The sequence below is a fragment of the Nocardia sp. NPDC059228 genome, assembly GCF_042754245.1.
Classification (GTDB): domain Bacteria; phylum Actinomycetota; class Actinomycetes; order Mycobacteriales; family Mycobacteriaceae; genus Nocardia.
Genome location: NZ_JBHZAL010000003.1, coordinates 246,261 through 261,314, shown reverse-complemented (window position 1 = coordinate 261,314; position 15,054 = coordinate 246,261). Strand labels below are relative to the sequence as shown.

General features: G+C 67.8%; 14 protein-coding genes. 9 read left to right on the top strand and 5 right to left on the bottom strand.

All coding sequences use genetic code 11. The annotated features are described in order from the left end of the window. Nucleotides 1–85 precede the first annotated feature (85 nt). From ACFXKA_RS07275 to ACFXKA_RS07265, 3 genes are all read left to right on the top strand, one after another. Complete coding sequence (locus ACFXKA_RS07275; protein ID WP_379426479.1) at nucleotides 86–1,489, top strand: lipase family protein; 1,404 nt, start codon at nucleotides 86–88, stop codon at nucleotides 1,487–1,489. A 115-nt stretch (nucleotides 1,490–1,604) separates the two neighbouring features. Further along, nucleotides 1,605–2,705, top strand: coding sequence for a hypothetical protein (locus ACFXKA_RS07270; RefSeq protein ID WP_379426478.1), 1,101 nt, complete (start codon nucleotides 1,605–1,607; stop codon nucleotides 2,703–2,705). A 248-nt stretch (nucleotides 2,706–2,953) separates the two neighbouring features. Then, nucleotides 2,954–4,603 (top strand): cutinase family protein, encoded by a 1,650-nt coding sequence (locus tag ACFXKA_RS07265; RefSeq protein WP_379426477.1) that lies wholly within the window; start codon nucleotides 2,954–2,956, stop codon nucleotides 4,601–4,603. Between the two features lie 91 nt (nucleotides 4,604–4,694). Here ACFXKA_RS07265 and ACFXKA_RS07260 read toward each other — a convergent pair whose 3' ends face one another. Continuing rightward, nucleotides 4,695–5,651 (bottom strand): undecaprenyl-diphosphate phosphatase, encoded by a 957-nt coding sequence (locus ACFXKA_RS07260; protein WP_354836557.1) that lies wholly within the window; start codon nucleotides 5,649–5,651, stop codon nucleotides 4,695–4,697. 187 nt (nucleotides 5,652–5,838) lie between these two features. On the opposite strand from ACFXKA_RS07260, the gene ACFXKA_RS07255 reads away from it, so the two are divergent. Together ACFXKA_RS07255 and ACFXKA_RS07250 are read left to right on the top strand one after the other, a co-directional pair. Further along, nucleotides 5,839–6,714, top strand: a complete 876-nt coding sequence (locus ACFXKA_RS07255; protein ID WP_379426476.1) for an alpha/beta fold hydrolase — start codon at nucleotides 5,839–5,841, stop codon at nucleotides 6,712–6,714. A gap of 53 nt (nucleotides 6,715–6,767) precedes the next feature. Continuing rightward, nucleotides 6,768–7,031, top strand: coding sequence for a hypothetical protein (locus ACFXKA_RS07250; RefSeq protein WP_379426475.1), 264 nt, complete (start codon nucleotides 6,768–6,770; stop codon nucleotides 7,029–7,031). Nucleotides 7,032–7,105: 74 nt separating this feature from the next. On the opposite strand, the gene ACFXKA_RS07245 is transcribed toward ACFXKA_RS07250, so the two are convergent. Both ACFXKA_RS07245 and ACFXKA_RS07240 read right to left on the bottom strand, forming a co-directional pair. Beyond that, entirely contained in the window at nucleotides 7,106–7,411 is a 306-nt protein-coding gene (locus ACFXKA_RS07245) for a hypothetical protein (RefSeq protein ID WP_379426474.1), read from the bottom strand. A 121-nt stretch (nucleotides 7,412–7,532) separates the two neighbouring features. Continuing rightward, nucleotides 7,533–8,615, bottom strand: a complete 1,083-nt coding sequence (locus ACFXKA_RS07240; RefSeq protein ID WP_379426473.1) for a substrate-binding domain-containing protein — start codon at nucleotides 8,613–8,615, stop codon at nucleotides 7,533–7,535. 132 nt (nucleotides 8,616–8,747) lie between these two features. Here ACFXKA_RS07240 and ACFXKA_RS07235 point away from each other — a divergent pair, with 132 nt between their 5' ends. Then, the gene (locus ACFXKA_RS07235) at nucleotides 8,748–9,401 is read left to right on the top strand and encodes a TetR family transcriptional regulator (protein ID WP_379426472.1); all 654 of its coding nucleotides are present in this window, start codon (nucleotides 8,748–8,750) and stop codon (nucleotides 9,399–9,401) included. Here ACFXKA_RS07235 and ACFXKA_RS07230 read toward each other — a convergent pair. Next, nucleotides 9,350–10,300, bottom strand: coding sequence for an SMP-30/gluconolactonase/LRE family protein (locus tag ACFXKA_RS07230; protein WP_379426471.1), 951 nt, complete (start codon nucleotides 10,298–10,300; stop codon nucleotides 9,350–9,352). The two genes, ACFXKA_RS07235 and ACFXKA_RS07230, sit on opposite strands and share 52 nt — an antisense overlap. Before the next feature lie 78 nt (nucleotides 10,301–10,378). Here ACFXKA_RS07230 and ACFXKA_RS07225 point away from each other — a divergent pair, with 78 nt between their 5' ends. Beyond that, complete coding sequence (locus ACFXKA_RS07225) at nucleotides 10,379–11,965, top strand: family 20 glycosylhydrolase (protein WP_379426470.1); 1,587 nt, start codon at nucleotides 10,379–10,381, stop codon at nucleotides 11,963–11,965. Here the strand turns inward: ACFXKA_RS07225 and ACFXKA_RS07220 are convergent, their stop codons facing one another. Next, nucleotides 11,966–12,895: a C40 family peptidase gene (locus ACFXKA_RS07220; RefSeq protein WP_379426469.1), complete on the bottom strand. Its 930-nt coding sequence runs from the start codon at nucleotides 12,893–12,895 to the stop codon at nucleotides 11,966–11,968. A 299-nt stretch (nucleotides 12,896–13,194) separates the two neighbouring features. Here ACFXKA_RS07220 and ACFXKA_RS07215 point away from each other — a divergent pair, with 299 nt between their 5' ends. Continuing rightward, nucleotides 13,195–13,941 carry a ParA family protein gene (locus tag ACFXKA_RS07215; protein ID WP_354836243.1) on the top strand — a complete coding sequence of 249 codons (747 nt, stop codon included), beginning with the start codon at nucleotides 13,195–13,197 and terminating at the stop codon, nucleotides 13,939–13,941. Beyond that, nucleotides 13,941–14,993: a hypothetical protein gene (locus tag ACFXKA_RS07210; protein WP_379426468.1), complete on the top strand. Its 1,053-nt coding sequence runs from the start codon at nucleotides 13,941–13,943 to the stop codon at nucleotides 14,991–14,993. The genes ACFXKA_RS07215 and ACFXKA_RS07210 overlap by 1 nt, the downstream gene beginning before the upstream one ends. The last annotated feature ends 61 nt before the right edge of the window (nucleotides 14,994–15,054 follow it).

Here is a 15,054-nt window from a genome sequence, read left to right as displayed (position 1 = left end):
CCGGGTCACAGCTGTGGCAAAGTGAGCTCGGCAATATTGAGACTGGATAGTCTCACAATGGGGATCAGGGTGAGGAAGTGGGTCGATGAAGACCAGACGATTGACCGGGCGGTTACTGCGGCTCGGGACGATGTCCATCAGTGCGCTGGTGGTGACGGGGCTGACCGCGGGACCGGCGCCGGCCGATCCCGCAGCGCCGGTCCTGCCCTCGATTCAGCCGGCGCAGATCCTGCCGCTGCCACCGGAACTCGATCCGGGCTTCTACCAGCCGCCCGCCGACGTGGTCGCGGCCGCCGCGCCCGGTGAGATCATCGCCGCCCGGCAGGTCAACCTCGCCAACTTCGGCCTGATCCCGCTCAATGTGGATGCCTGGCAGGTCTCCTACCGCTCCAACAACGGTCGCGACGAGGCGATCCCGGCGGTGGCCACCCTGATCAAGCCGCGCGGGGTCGCGCCGGCGCCGCGCAAGCTGCTCTCGGTGCAGATCGCCGAGGACTCGACCCAGGGATACTGCAGTCCCTCCTATGCGCTGCAACATCTTTCGGCCGCGCCGTTCGTCGGGCAGATCGTCGCGCCGGCCGAGTTCCTGTTCGCGCAGGCCGCGCTGCAGAAGGGCTTCGCGGTGGTGATCCCCGATCACGAGGGACCGAATTCGGCCTATGCGGCGGGCCCGCTGGGCGGCCGCATCACCCTCGACGGCATTCGCGCCGCCACCTCCTTCGCGCCGCTCGAGGTCGGCACGGGCGCACCGGTGGCCCTCTACGGCTACTCGGGTGGATCGATGCCCACCACGCACGCCGCCGAACTGCGCAAAACCTATGCGCCGGAACTGAATATCGTTGGCGCGGCCTCCGGCGGCACCGGCGCGGATCTGGGCGCGACCCTGCTCATGGCCAACAACCAGGCGACCGCGGGCCTGGTGCTCGGCGCGGTGCTGGGTTTGTCGCGCGAGTACCCGGACTTCAACACCCTGCTCGATCAGAAGCTCAATCCGCTCGGGCAGTTGCTGCGAACGCTGAAGGCCCCGTTCTGCGTGCAGTACCAGACGGCGTTGCTGCCGTTCCTGAACATCACCGGCATGATCAATTCGCCCGACCCGCTCCAGGAACCGGCGGTGCAGGCCATGCTCGAGGACACTCGTCTGGGTAAGAGCCTGCCGGAGATGCCGCTGTTCATCTGGCACTCGCACTGGGACGAGATCCTCCCGCTGCCCTCGACCAACCAGCTGGTCGACACCTACTGCCAGCAACCCGACGCGCAGGTGACCTACACCCGGGACTGGGCCAGCGAGCACATCCTGGCCGAGGTCACCGGCGGCCCCGCCGCGCTCATGTGGCTCTTCGATCGGCTGAACGGCGTTGCGGCGCAACCGGGTTGCTCCATCACCGACATGCCGTCCATGCTCGGCACCCCGGGCGAGCTGCAGACCCTCGGCGACACCCTGGGCGAGACCTTCGCCTCCTTCTTCGGCAAGCCCATCGGGGCCTGATCGACCCGGCCCATCGGGGCCCGGCCGACATGGGCGATGCGGGCCCGGTCCAGACGTAGCAACGTGTCAGCTACCTTGGACTGGGCAGAAGAAATCGACTTCGTGGAGGGTGAGCATGCTGCATACAGATATCCCCACGCGCGGCGAGATTCTGGCGCTGGCGTCGACCACCGGACCGTGGTGCGTATCCGTCTACACCCCGACCGAGGCGGACACCCCGACCCCGGACAAGAACCGGGTGGCCTTCGAGAACCAGGCGAAAGAGGTGCTCGACCGGGTCACCGACAAGCAGGCCCGGATCACCCTGACCGACGCCTTCGCCGACCTCGTCGACGACGAGGACTACTGGCGCTTCCAGTCCCGCACCCTGGCCGTGCACGCCACACCCGAGGGCATGCGCACCTACCGCCTGCCCAACCGGCTCGAACCCGGCGCCACCCTCGGCGACCGCTTCTACATCAAGCCGCTGCTGCGGGCGGTGACCTTCCCGCAAACCGCCTTCGTGCTGGCCCTGTCCGAGAACGCGGTGCGGCTGGTGGAGGTCGCGGCCGAGGGTCCGGCCGCGGAGGTGGCGGTCGCCGGACTCCCGACCGATCTGAACAAGTACCTGGATCTGCCGCCGCTGGGCCGCAGCCCGCACGGCCGCCTGCAGGGCAGCGAGGGCCGCAAGGTGCGGGTGCGGCAGTTCTGCCGGGCCGTGGACCAGGCGCTGCGGCCGGTGCTGGCCGGTCACGACATCCCGCTCATCCTGGCTGCCGCCGAACCGACGGATTCGCTGTACCGCTCGGTCGACAGCTACCCGCTGCTGCTGGCCGCGGGCATCCCCGGCAATCCCGAGCACCTCTCCGACGGCGACCTCGCAGCCCGCGCCCGGCAGTTGCTCGATCAGCACTACGCCGCCGAATTGGCCGATGTCCGAAGCGAATTCGAGAAGCGCCGCAGCGACGGCCGCGGCGTCATCGATCTCTCCGACATCGCCCGCGCCGCCACCTACGGCATCGTGCACACCCTCTTCGTCGATATCGACGCGTCGGTTCCCGGCGCCGTGACCCAGGACGGCGCACTCGCCGCCGCCACCGGAGACGGCGAGGCCCCGGGCGTCCTCGACGAAATCTCCAGGCGCGTGCTCCTTTCCAATGGCCGCGTGCTGGCCGTCCGCGGCGACGACATTCCCGACGGCGCACACGCCGCGGCGATCCTCCGCTACGCGCCCTAGTCCCAACCGGTAACGCCGGGATCACACCCGTCACCCGTACCCGACCGGTCCGCCGGAACCGGGTGCGGGTGACCACGTTTTCGCTGCTCCAGGACCTGCGCCGGGCCCCGGCCCAGGTCCTGGTGCGATAACGACTCATTCGATCAAGTAACGTTCGAATCTCCTGTGACGACGTCTCCGGTGGTAGACGGCCCGGACGCGCGCAGGGCCTGACAGTTCACTTGTCGGGGTGAGATGGGGATTCGGGCATGGATATTCGTGGCTTCATGAAACGACATAAGATCGCGTCGGCGGTGGCGGCGCCGGCGACGCTGGGCGTGGCGGTAGCGGTCGCGGCCACGTTCGCGATCACGTCGTCGCCGGACTCGAAGCAGGCCGATCCGGCGCTGAAGGCCTCGGTCACGGAATGTCACGACATGGTGACCATCTCGGTGGCCGGGCGCAACGACTCGCCGCAACAGGGCACCACGAAGATGCTGGTCGACGCCAATGGCAACGAGCTGCCCGCGGCCCTGTCGGACGACTACCAGAGCCACTGGGTGGATCCGGTGGTGAACGCGCCCGGCGGATCGGTCGACTCCAATTCGTACTGGGCCGTGTACGTCTCCTATCCGGCGAACCTGAACAGCTACGAGGACGCCGTGAACACCGGTGTCGCCAACACCGAGCAGGTGATGCGCGACATCTCCGCGGCCTGCCCCAACACCAAGTACGCCATCGTGGGCTACAGCGAGGGCGCGGACGTCGCGCGCCGGGTCGCCATGGATGTCGGGCACCAGAGCGCCGGGGCGGACGGCAAGTACGGGATCGTCGATCCGGGCAATGTGGCCGGTGTCGTCATTCTCGCCGACTCGGGCCGGACAGCGGGTGAGGGTCCGTTCCCGGGTGCGAAGGACCCCAGCCATCCCGACAACTTCAACCAGAGCTATCAGACCGGCAAGGACGTCGCCGGCGGTCAGGGCGCACTGCCGGACCAGTCCGGTGACTTCGGCGCACTGAACGGCCGGATCGCCTCCTTCTGCTCCGACGGCGACCTCACCTGCGCCGCGCCGAAGAACATCTCGTTGCTCCAGCTGGCCATCAATGTCGGCCGCCAGATCAATGCCGACCAGATGCAGAGCGACGGCCTCACCCCCACCACGGGCATCGATGTCGCGATGGTGCTGGGAAAGATCGCCGGTGACGCCTTCGCCGACATCGCGCACAACCCGGGCTGGTGGACGAGCAAGGAGACCTTCCTCGACGTCCTGCTCAAGGTCTCGCAGCCGGGCTACAAGCCGAATCAGGACAACCCGACCCCGGTGGCCGCGGATTCGATTCAGGCCGAGACCATGTCACCGCTGGCGTACCTGCCGCAGAAGGTCTTCAACGAGGTCGTCGGTCTGATCACCACCAACCAGAACACCATCCCGGTGCTCCTGAACGACCCGTACAACCTGACCCTCGGCCCCAACGGCACCGGTCACCACTTCGACTACTGGCGGGATTCCAACCCGGACAACGGCAAGCCCCTGACCTCCGCGGAGTACGCCGCCGCGTGGCTCACCGAGCTCGCCAAGGAGGCCCAGGCCGGCCAGCTGAACCCGAAGACGCTGACCCCGACCCCCACCACCGCCCCCAACGTGCTGGCCGCGGCGCCGAAGAGCGCCACGTCCGGAACCACCACTCCCGCAACCGGTTCCACGACACCGGCCGCCGGAACCACCACCCCGGGCACGACGACGCCCGCCACCACGACGACGCCGCCGACCACCACGGTCACCCCGGACGCGGCTACCCCGGCGACGACCACGCCGCCGGTCACGACCACCCCGCCGGTGACCACCACGACGGTTCCGGTCACCACCACTCCCCCGGTGACCACCACGACACCGCCGACCACCACGGTCACGCACTGACCCACCGGCGAAACGAGCATGCGCTGGGGCGCACCCGGAAGGGTGCGGCCCCAGCGCATGCTCGTTTCCGAAGGAGCTCGCCGGTTCCGGCTCAGCGGATGGTGAACCAGACCAGGCTGCCCAGGCCTGCGACCAGGCAGTAGATGGCGAACGGGGTCAGGGTCTTGGTCTCGAAGTAGGCCGTGAGGAACTTGACCGAGATATAGGAGAGGACACCCGCGACCACACTGCCCGCGAAGGCCGGGCCGAGGATGGCGTGGTTCTCGTGCTTGAAAAGCTCCGGCATCTTCAGCACGCCCGCCGCCAGGATCACCGGCGTGGCCAGCAGGAAGGCGAAGCGGGCGGCGTCCTCGTGACGCATGCCCTTGAACAGGCCCGCGACGATGGTGCTGCCGGACCGGCTGATACCGGGGAAGAGGGCGGCGATCTGCGCGGCGCCGATCAGGGTGGCGTCGCGCATGCCGAGGCGGGACAGCCGGACATCGGAGGCGCGGGCCGGGTCGGTCATCGGGAGCACGACGGTGTCCTCCATGGAGAGGTCGCCGGTGCGGCCGGTGGGGCTGGCGAGCTGGAACTCGGGTTCGTGTTCACGCTTGCGCATGAGCTCGGCCGACAGCAGCACGAAGCCGTTGATCGCCAGGAAGATCGATGTCGGAACAGGCGTGCCGAGATAGTTGCGGACCGCCTTCTCCAGCAGCAGGCCGGCCAGGCCGACCGGAATCGTGGCGATCACCAGCAATACGCCCAATCTCGCTTCGGGCGTTCGTATTTGGCGTGTCAGCGCCACATCCCACAGCCCCTGAACGATGCGCACCCAGTCCCGCCAGAAGAAGATCACCAGGGCGAGCGCGGTGGCGACGTGCATGGCCACCAGCAGCGCCAGATACGGGGAGTCCTTCGCGGACATGCTCAGATCGTCGGCCCATTTACCGCCGACCCAGGCGGGCAGCAGGATGCTGTGGCCCAGGCTGGATACCGGGAAGAGCTCACTCACCCCCTGGAGCGCGCCGACGATGATCGATTCCAGGTAACTGATGGCCATTCGAATTCCTGTCGGGGGCGGTGCGGGGATCCGAACACCCCGGGCCGATACACGGGCATTGCGTGATCGCGCCGGGGCAGCTCGCTTGGCGAGGCTACTCGATGCCGTGTCGGCGTGCGCACACGTGGTGGATCAGCAGAGGATGCGGCAGGATGAGAACGATCGGTATACCGACGATGGGCGGGAGACGGAAATGCGAGCGGAACTCACGGAGTGGATGTCGAGGGGGAGCTACTTCGACTTCGACGGGCATCGGATCTTCTACATCCGGGAGGGGAAGGGACCGACGCTGCTGTTGATCCACGGCTATCCCTTCAACTCCTACGACTGGCATCGCATCTGGCCGGATCTGACCGCCCACTACGACGTGATCGCGCCCGACATGCTCGGGATGGGCTTCTCCGACAAGCCCATTCGCCATCACTACAGCGTGCTCGAGCACGCCGATATGCACGAGGCCCTGCTGCGGCGGCTCGGCATCGGCGAAACCCTGCTGCTGGCACACGATCTCGGCGTGAGCGTGGCGCAGGAGCTGCTGGCCCGCCGCCTCGACGGCACCGCGGCGGCCGACATCCGGGCCGTGGTGTTCCTCAACGGCGGGCTGTTCGTGGAGGCGTATCGCCCGCGCCTGGTGCAGAAACTACTGGGCACACCCCTCGGTCACCTGGTGGGCCCGCTCATGACCGGCGGGGTCATCGCGCCCGCGGTGCGCGAGGTGTTCGGCCCGGACACCAAGCCCACCGACGACGAGATGCGGACACTGCAGGAGGTGCTGTTCTACGGCAACGGCCGCTTCGTCAATCATCTGGTCGGTCGCTTCGTGGCCGAGCGCACCACCTACCGCGACCGCTGGGTCGAACCGCTGCTGCGCAAGGAGATTCCGATGCGGCTGATCAACGGCCCGCTCGACCCGAACTCCGGTGCGCACATGGTGGCCCGCTACCGCGAACTGGTCGCCGACCCGGATGTGGTGAGCCTGGACCGGATCGGGCACTGGCCGCAGCTCGAAGACCCCGCCGGGGTATTCGATGCGGCGCACGCATTCCTGCGCGCCGCGAATTCGACCTAGACGCAATCCATTTGCGCGACGCGGAGCCCGGCTGCGTGGAATACTTCCGCGATATGCAGTACAGGGGATTCGACAATCCCGACGCCGGCGAGGATCCCGAGTTAGCTCAGGCCCGCATCTTCCTGGACGAATTGGAAAGGCATGTAGTCAAACTGACCCGGCGATTGCAGACCGCACCCACCCTCGAAGCCCGGCAGTCGATCAGTGCCGAACTCTCCACGGTGCGCCGGTATGTGGATCGCATTCACCACAGATTCCCGGGAATTGCCGTCGCGAATCCATTTCGCGGCGCACCACCCGGAGCACCCGCGCTCTAGGCCGGCTACCGGGCCGGATTCGATTGCGGCTCGACCGGCAGGCCTCGATTGCGGTTCACCGGGCCAATTGCCACTCACCGGGCCAGGTGTGCGCGCCAGCGTTCGGCGGAGCGGACCATATCCAGGCCCACCCGCTCGAGATACTCGCTCATGTCCAGCAGCCGCACCCCGGCGGGCGTGGCCGAACCCAGTGCGTCGGCGCCGTCGCGCGCCATGGCGGCCAGTCGCTCGTTGGTACGCGCACCCGCGAGAGTGGCTCGGTACCAGGCGGATTCGTCGATCACATAGCGGTCGCGACGACTGCCCGGATCCCGGTCCCGCCGGATCAGCGCCTGCTCCTGCAGGTAGCCCACGGCCGCGGACACCGTCGCGGGACTCACCCGCAGCCGTTATCCTGTTCATGACGGCATCTCCTCATTGCCATCGCTGTGAACGCAACGTAGCGTTCGCCCTCATTCGAACGAGCTGCCCGGGGGCGAACGGCGGACGAGGACAGCCGATTCAGAGCCCGGTCAGATCGGCGATCACGCTGAAGTCCATGACATCCGTCCCCGCCAGGTACACCGGCTGTGTCGTGTGCGCCCCGCGCACCCGTACCTCGCCGCGCGGACCCCCGTAACTCACCCGCGCCGATTCGCGCTCGATGACCCGCACATCCAGGCTGCGCGCCGCCTCCGCCAGCGAGGCGAACAGCAGCAGGCCCTCGTAGCAGGATTCGCCGATATTGTTCAGCGCCGGGGCCAGCTGCCCGTAACGGGCCGTGTAACGGCCGCCGAACGCCATACCCTCGTGTGACACCAGACTCTCGAAATAGCCACAGGCCGTGAACAATCCGCGCGCGCTGTCCGGACCGCCCGCGTACAGCACGTCCTCGCCGATCATCATGCTCAGCCGCAGCCGCCCGTCGTCCAGCCCGGCTGCCGCGAACGCCTGATTGAAGGCCGCGCAGTCCGCGCCGACCATGAACACCAGCACCCCCTGCGCGGGCGAGCGCCGGATCAGGTTCAGGGCAGCGGTGAAATCGCGGCCGCCCAGCGGGACGAACACCTCGCCGACCACGTCGATATCGGTGCTGCGGACGAATTCCCAAGTGGCCCTGGATGTTTCACGCGGCCACACGTAATCGTTGCCGACGACGCACCAGCGCCGCACCCCCAGCTCGGAGCGGAACCAGCGCAGCGCGGGGAACAATTGGTGGTCGGGCGTCTCCCCCACCATGTAGACGCCGTCGGAATCCTCCCCGCCCTCGTAGAAGGTGGTGTAGACGTAGGGCACCCGGCCCGCGGTGTGCGGCGTGATCACCTTGCGGGCATTGGACAGGTGCCAGCCGACCACCCCGTCGATCATGCCCAGGCTCACCATCCGGTCGATCTGCGCGGCCAGCACCGGCAGCGGCGCACCGGCGTCCACGGGGTGCAGCCGGACCGGCCGGCCCAGAATGCCGCCGACGGCATTGACGTCCTCCACGGCGAGCGACGCACAGGCCTCACAGGACGGCCCGAAGATGCCCGCGGGACCGCTCAGCGGCACCACCAGCGCGAGGTCCACCGTGGCCCGGCGCGACCGGAAATACCGTCGCGTCATCGAACATCACCACCGTCATCGCCGCCTGCGTCCGCCCGGTACGGGGCGGTACATGCCGAAGGGGCACGATAGTACCGTTTCGCCGCGAACCGGGAAATCGCTACAGCCCGGCCCCGCCCTATAGTGACCCCGGTGAACAGTCCTGACGCGCGCGAGCTGATCCTGCTCGCCGGTGAGCGCACCATCGCCGAACGCGGACCGGACGCCGCCCTGCGCGATATCGCGGTGGCGGCGGGACAGCGCAACAACTCCGCGGTGCATTACCACTTCGGCTCCCGGGACGGGCTCATCGCGGCCATCATCGAACGGCATCAACCTGCACTGGAATCCCGGCGCACCGAACTGCTGGCCGAGCACGAGGCCACGGGCGCACCGGACAGCGTGGCCGCGCTGGTCGCCATTCTGGTGCGGCCCATGTTCGACGTGCCCTACGCCGAGGGGTCGACGCACTACGCGCGATTCCTCGAGCAGGCGCGCGCGCATCCCGCCGTGACCGGACCGAACCTGCACGAGAAGCGCTGGTCCGCAACACGAGTCCTGGTGGCGCGGCTCTACCGCGCCATGCCCGACATCACCCCGGCGCAGCGCCGATACCGGCTGCAGGCCATGACCACCGTCATGTTCGCCCTACTCGCCGACTACGAACGCCAGGACCTGCCCACCGCGGCCGAGCGCGCCGACGCCCGGGACAGCATCATCGCCATGATCGTCGGGCTATTGACCGAACCGGTCGGTCAGGACGTCGCGGTCCGGGCATCCGAGTCGAAGCCGCCGGGGATCTCGTAGACCATCCCGCTGAAGGTGATGCCGAACAGCCGCCCGGCCGAGAAGCCCTGGCCGCCACGGCCGTACTGCACCTCACTGGTCAGCTGTGGTCCGGAGCCGAGCACGCAGTACTGCCCCGGCGCGTCGATACGGACCACCTGACCGGACGAATTGAACGGCAGCACCGGGCGTTCCAGCGAATCCAGCGTCAGCCCGTCGGGCGCGGCGAGCAAGTCACCGCCGGACAGGTCCAGCAGCGACTGCGGGGCCCACGGGGCATTGGTGGGGATCCGGCTCACGCCCGGGTTCACGAAGGTGCGCGACACGTAGAGGTACGAGTCGTCCGGGTCGAGCACCGCGCCATTGGCGCTGGGGAAGCTCGCCCAGTTCGGCTGCACCACACCGTTCGGCACCACCCGGCCCACCAGGGAACCGAAATCATTGGTGGCATAGACGGTTCCGTCGTGCGCCACGTCCATGCCGTCGGCCGCCGAGAGACCCGTCGCGAAGGGAGCCACAGCCCCGGTGTCCGGGTCGACGGTGACGATCCCGGCCTGCCGCAACGCATCACCCACGAACACCCGGGGATCCGCGCCGTAGCCGACCAGCAGCCGGCCGTCCGGCAGCCAGGCCAGCGCGCCCGCCCCGCCACTGGGCACCTTGGCGATCGGCACCGCGGGCGCACCTGGCGCGTCGATGCGGAAGACCTGCCCGCTGACCAGATCGGTGACGAACGCTCGCCCGGCGGGGTCGATGGTCAGCCCCTCGAGCGCGGCACCCGGGAGCGCGGCCACCACCGCGGTCGGCTGTCCCGCGCCGGGACAGACCGGCGCGGCCGAGGCCGGCGCCGCGGCGAAAGACGACAGCGCCGCGCAGGCGAGCATCGCGCCGGCGAGCGCAGCGGATTTCCTGATCCCCATGTCGTACCTCGTCCATGTCGGCCGGTAAATCCCAGCATCGTATGACGTATCAGGGGCCCGAAGGGTTCAATTGTGGCCGTGCCCGGGATTTCGATTCGCCCCAGTCGCCATTGCCACCGCCTCGCCGCCGGTCTCGCGCTGGCAACCTCCTGGACTTTCGTCCATATCTCCGTGATTCACGCGGATTCTGTTGCAGCACAACAACTTCCAGTAACCGTCCCGAGTATTCAGCATTGGACGCCGACCGGATCGGACGAGCCCGAATTCATACTCGGCTCCGAACCCCGCATTATCGCCGACGCCGGCTCCACCGAAATCGCGGAACACCTTGCCGAGGACCTGATCCGGGCGGGAAAACCGATCTCCCTGACCACGGGTAGCGACCGGCCGGGCGATATCGTGCTGCGCACAGGCGATATCGACGACCCGGTCTCGGAGTCGTATCGCATCGCCGTCGCCGATCGGCTCACCATTACCGCCGACAGCCCGACCGGCATCGTGCACGGCACCCAGACCGCCCTGCAATGGCTGCGACAGACCAGCGCCCTGCCCCGCGGCGTCGCCGAGGACCGGCCGGACTACAGCGAGCGCGGGCTCATGCTCGACACCGGGCGCGAGTTCTTTCCCGTCGACTGGGTGAAGGCCCGCATCCGCGACGCCGCGTACCTCCGGATGAACCTGGTGCAGCTGCATCTGTCGGACTCGCAGGGCTTCCGGCTGGCGAGCGTCATGCACCCGGAGATCACCTCGCCCGAGCACTACAGCGCCGACGATATTCGCGAAATTGTCTCCTATGCACAGTCTTTCGGTATCGATATCGTGCCCGAAATCGACATGCCCAGCCACATGAACGCCATCCTGGCCCAGCATCAGGACCTGGTCCTGCGCCCGGCCCGCACCACACCGCAGGACGCGGTGCTGGACAGCGCGATCGGCGGCGGTGTCGGCGGCAAGATCGATCTCACCAATCCCGCTGCGCGCCAATTGATCAGCGACATTCTGCACGAGTTCGTACCTCTGTTTCCCGGGCACTACTGGCACCTGGGCTGTGACGAGTACATTTCCGACTACACGCGTTATCCCCAGCTGGGTGACTACGCCACACGGACTTTCGGCCCGGGAGCCGCACCCGGCGATATCATCATCGACTTCGCCAACTGGGCAGCGGATCTCGTCGAATCGCTCGGCAAGACGCCGCGGGTCTGGAACGACGGCTTCGACCATCCTGGAGTCCTGACACCGAAACCCGAACTGGTGGTGCAGTACTGGTCGGCCGGCGCCGGTGGGCTGCCGTGGCTGCCCGGCGGTCGCACACCCGCCGACTTCACCCGGGACGGGCATCCCATCCTCAATGCGGCCTTCACGCCCACGTACTTCACGACCGGCGGGCCGGCCGCGGCGCTCAACGCTCCGCCGGAACTGCTGTGGGCCTGGGACCCGGGGCTTTTCGTGAACGGGCAGCGACTGCCCGATTCCGATCGCCCGCTGTTGCGTGGCTCCATGCTCTTCCTCTGGTGCGATGATCCTGCCGCCCTGGCTCCGGAGCAGATCGTCGCTCCGCTGCGGGCCCGGCTGCCGGTCATGGCCCAGCAGTTGTGGGCGGGCACCGGCGGGATCGGGTATCCGGACTTCCTCGGCCGCGCGTCCGCGGTCGGGTGGTCCTGATCAGAAGCGTCTGGCTCCGGCCATCGGCATGGTGGTCAGCGGTGAGACCTTCACGCCGGAACCGTAGTCGCTGGCGTGGATGACCTTTCCGTCACCGAGATACAGAGCGGAATGGCCGCCGCCGTAATAGGAGACCAGATCACCCGGTTGCAGATCGTCCACCGACACCGGCGTTCCGGCGGCCAGCTGCGAATAACTGGTACGCGGCACTTCGACTCCGGCCTCACGATACGACCACTGCACCAAACCCGAGCAGTCGAAGGTATCCGGGCCATTACCCCCCATGACGTAGGTCGCGCCGAGCTTGGTGCGGGCGGCCTCCACGGCGCGTTCGCCGACGGTCTTCTTCGGCATGGCCGCGGGTACCGGCGCACGGGGCGCCGCGGGATCGGTCACGCCGGGGATTCCGACCAGCGGGGGCAGGCTGCTGGGCACCGCGAAGGTGCCGAGACCGGCCACCACCACCGAGCGGGATTCTGGAGCCGGAATCCCGGGGTACAGCGGTATGGGCGAAAGCGCCTGGACCGGAATCTGATCCGGTACGGGGTCGGCCGGGGCGATAGTGATATGTCCCGGAATCCCGACCATGCGCGAGGCATCCGCCCAGCCGACGGCGGAGGTCTCGCCGACCGCGGGCTGCGGCGCGATATCCACGCCCGGCGGTGCGATATCCACGCCCGGCAGCGTGATATCCACACTCGGCACGGAAGCGAGGCCGAACTGGGTCGCGATCTCGGTGGGAATCTTGATCTCGGTGGGAATCTCGATCTCCCCGATACCGGGGACCGAGACCGGCGCTGCGTGCGCGTGGCCCGCTGTGAACAGCAGGGCTGCTCCGAAGGCTGCCGCGCCGAGGACTCCTGTCGCCAGGGTCCGCAGGCTCAGCCGCGGTAGCACTCGAACCTTCTGTCTATCACCGTTGGTTTCCATGAGCGGTCGTCCTCCGATCAAGCCGTGAAAGCTATTCGGTTTCCGTCCATCACACTCGAACTCTTCGGTCCTGCAGCAGATCCGAGAGTGCATATTTCGCCCGAATTGCACGGGGTGCAACAAGTGACATGCGTGTTATCGATAACGAAACAGTAACCATTGACGGCTGTGTCCAATTGGACACAGCCAATTTTCATCGAATTCGACGACATCGCGCGAGCCTTCACGAGCCCGGACGCGCGACCGTGTGAGACTGATCGACGGAAAAACAGCCCTCCCCATCATCAGGAGGATGATCGATGACCAAATCCGGTGCGCTACCGAATCTTCCCGAGCCCCTGGTTGTCACACTGGGGAATCTCAAGGGCGGCGTGGGTAAAACGACCTCCGCCTTCTTTCTCGCCTCGTATTTCGCCACGGTGCACGAACTTCGGGTGCTCGTGATCGACGCCGACCCGCTCAGCCAGACCGGTTACTCCTGGTATCGGCGGCTACAGCGGGCCGAGGTCGGCATTCCCTTCGAATTGCTCGCCTTCCCGTCCCGGCACGTGAACGACTGCATCACCGACAATTCCGCGAACTACGACGTGATCATCGTCGACGCCGGCGGCGAATCGGCCGACATCTTCAAGGCCGCCGTCACGGTGAGCGATGAGCTCGTTCTCGTCACCAGCGTCAGCCCGTCGGAGGTCAAACGCGTGCCCAGTACCTATCGCGCCGCGGAAGAGGCGGCCGCCGAACACGAAAAGGCCATTCGGGTGCGGGTGCTCATGACCAAGGTTCCGGTCACCATGAAGAACGGCGTCAATGTCTCCACCGAATACCGCACGCAGCGCGCCAATCTGGAGGACGCCGAATACGACGTATTCGAATCCTATGTGAGCGCCTGGAAGTGGTACCGCGAAGCCGCCGACGGTGAAGTCGGCGACGGCGCCGAGAATCCGATCGAGGATCTCGGCGAATACCGTTCCGTCGGTGACGAATTGATACAGCCCTATCTGGAGGCCGCGCAGTCCGGTCGCATGCCGGCGGAGGTGTCGGCCTGATGCCGCCCCAGCGCCGCAAGAGTTCCATCGGCGGGGGCCTGGGCCGCAACCCGCTCGCCGACGAGGCCGAGCACACTCCCCCGGTCTCGCCGCTGCGCGACGCCAAATGGCCGCGAACCCCGAAGCTGTCCCAGGCCGCGACCACCGTGCTCATGGCGCCCGCCAAACCCGCACAGCCGGAGGCGGACTCGGCGATATCCGCACCGGAACCAGCGCAGTCGACACCGGCTCGGGAGACGGCCGCACCCGCCCCGGCACCGCCCGAACCCGTGGCGACCGCACCCGAACCGGTTGCCGCCCCGGCCGCTTCGGCACCGCCCGGACCCGCACCGGTCCGGGCGGCCGCCCCGCCGGAGGTCGAGCCCGCGCCGAGCGTGCTAGACCTGCCGCTGCCCAGTGCGGGTGGCGAGGGACCGCTCAGCCGGACCGAAGCCGATCAGCTCGAGCTCTGCGAGTCCTCCATCGACGCGCTGCGGGTGGCCTTCTGGACCGCCGGGCGCGCCCTGCAGATCGTGCGCGACGGGCGCCTCTACCGCGCCGATCACGCCACCTTCGACGAGTACGTCGAGAAGCGGTGGGACATGCAGCGGTCCTACGCGCACAAGCTGATCCGGGCCTGGCCGCTGGCCTCCCGCCTGCACCCGCTCGCGCCCGCCATCAACGAGGGACAGATCCGCGAGCTGCTACCGGTGGCCGCAGCCCACGGCGAGGACGCGGCGGTCACCGTCTACACCACACTGGCCGCCGACGTGAAGGTCACCGCGGGCAAGCTGCGCGAAGCGGTCGCGGTGCTGCCCGACGATTACGACGAGGCCACAGTGGTGCAGCGGCTGCGGGCGTGGCTGCGCGGCGACCTCATCGAAGAGCAGGCGCAGACACCCGATCTGTTCAGCTCGGTGGAGTCGCGCCTCACCGCGCTCACCCAGAAGGTGGTCAAGGGCTCCACCGACCATCCGGTCGCGGCCCGCGAATTCGCGGCCAAACTGCGGACGCTCGCCGAACTCATCGAGCGCCAGATTCCGCTTGCCGGGCGAATGCCCGACACCGAATAGCGTCCGCATCGTCACAGCGCTACTCCGCATCGTCGAAAGGGCCCGGCCGAGTGCCGGGCCT

Coding starts and splice junctions, on each gene's coding strand:
- ACFXKA_RS07270 (WP_379426478.1), top strand. CDS start 1,605: ATGCTGCATACAGATATCCCCACGCGCGGCGAGATTCTGGCGCTGGCG.
- ACFXKA_RS07250 (WP_379426475.1), top strand. CDS start 6,768: ATGCAGTACAGGGGATTCGACAATCCCGACGCCGGCGAGGATCCCGAG.
- ACFXKA_RS07210 (WP_379426468.1), top strand. CDS start 13,941: ATGCCGCCCCAGCGCCGCAAGAGTTCCATCGGCGGGGGCCTGGGCCGC.
- ACFXKA_RS07240 (WP_379426473.1), bottom strand. CDS start 8,615: ATGACGCGACGGTATTTCCGGTCGCGCCGGGCCACGGTGGACCTCGCG.
- ACFXKA_RS07255 (WP_379426476.1), top strand. CDS start 5,839: ATGCGAGCGGAACTCACGGAGTGGATGTCGAGGGGGAGCTACTTCGAC.
- ACFXKA_RS07220 (WP_379426469.1), bottom strand. CDS start 12,895: ATGGAAACCAACGGTGATAGACAGAAGGTTCGAGTGCTACCGCGGCTG.
- ACFXKA_RS07265 (WP_379426477.1), top strand. CDS start 2,954: ATGGATATTCGTGGCTTCATGAAACGACATAAGATCGCGTCGGCGGTG.
- ACFXKA_RS07230 (WP_379426471.1), bottom strand. CDS start 10,300: ATGGGGATCAGGAAATCCGCTGCGCTCGCCGGCGCGATGCTCGCCTGC.
- ACFXKA_RS07215 (WP_354836243.1), top strand. CDS start 13,195: ATGACCAAATCCGGTGCGCTACCGAATCTTCCCGAGCCCCTGGTTGTC.
- ACFXKA_RS07275 (WP_379426479.1), top strand. CDS start 86: ATGAAGACCAGACGATTGACCGGGCGGTTACTGCGGCTCGGGACGATG.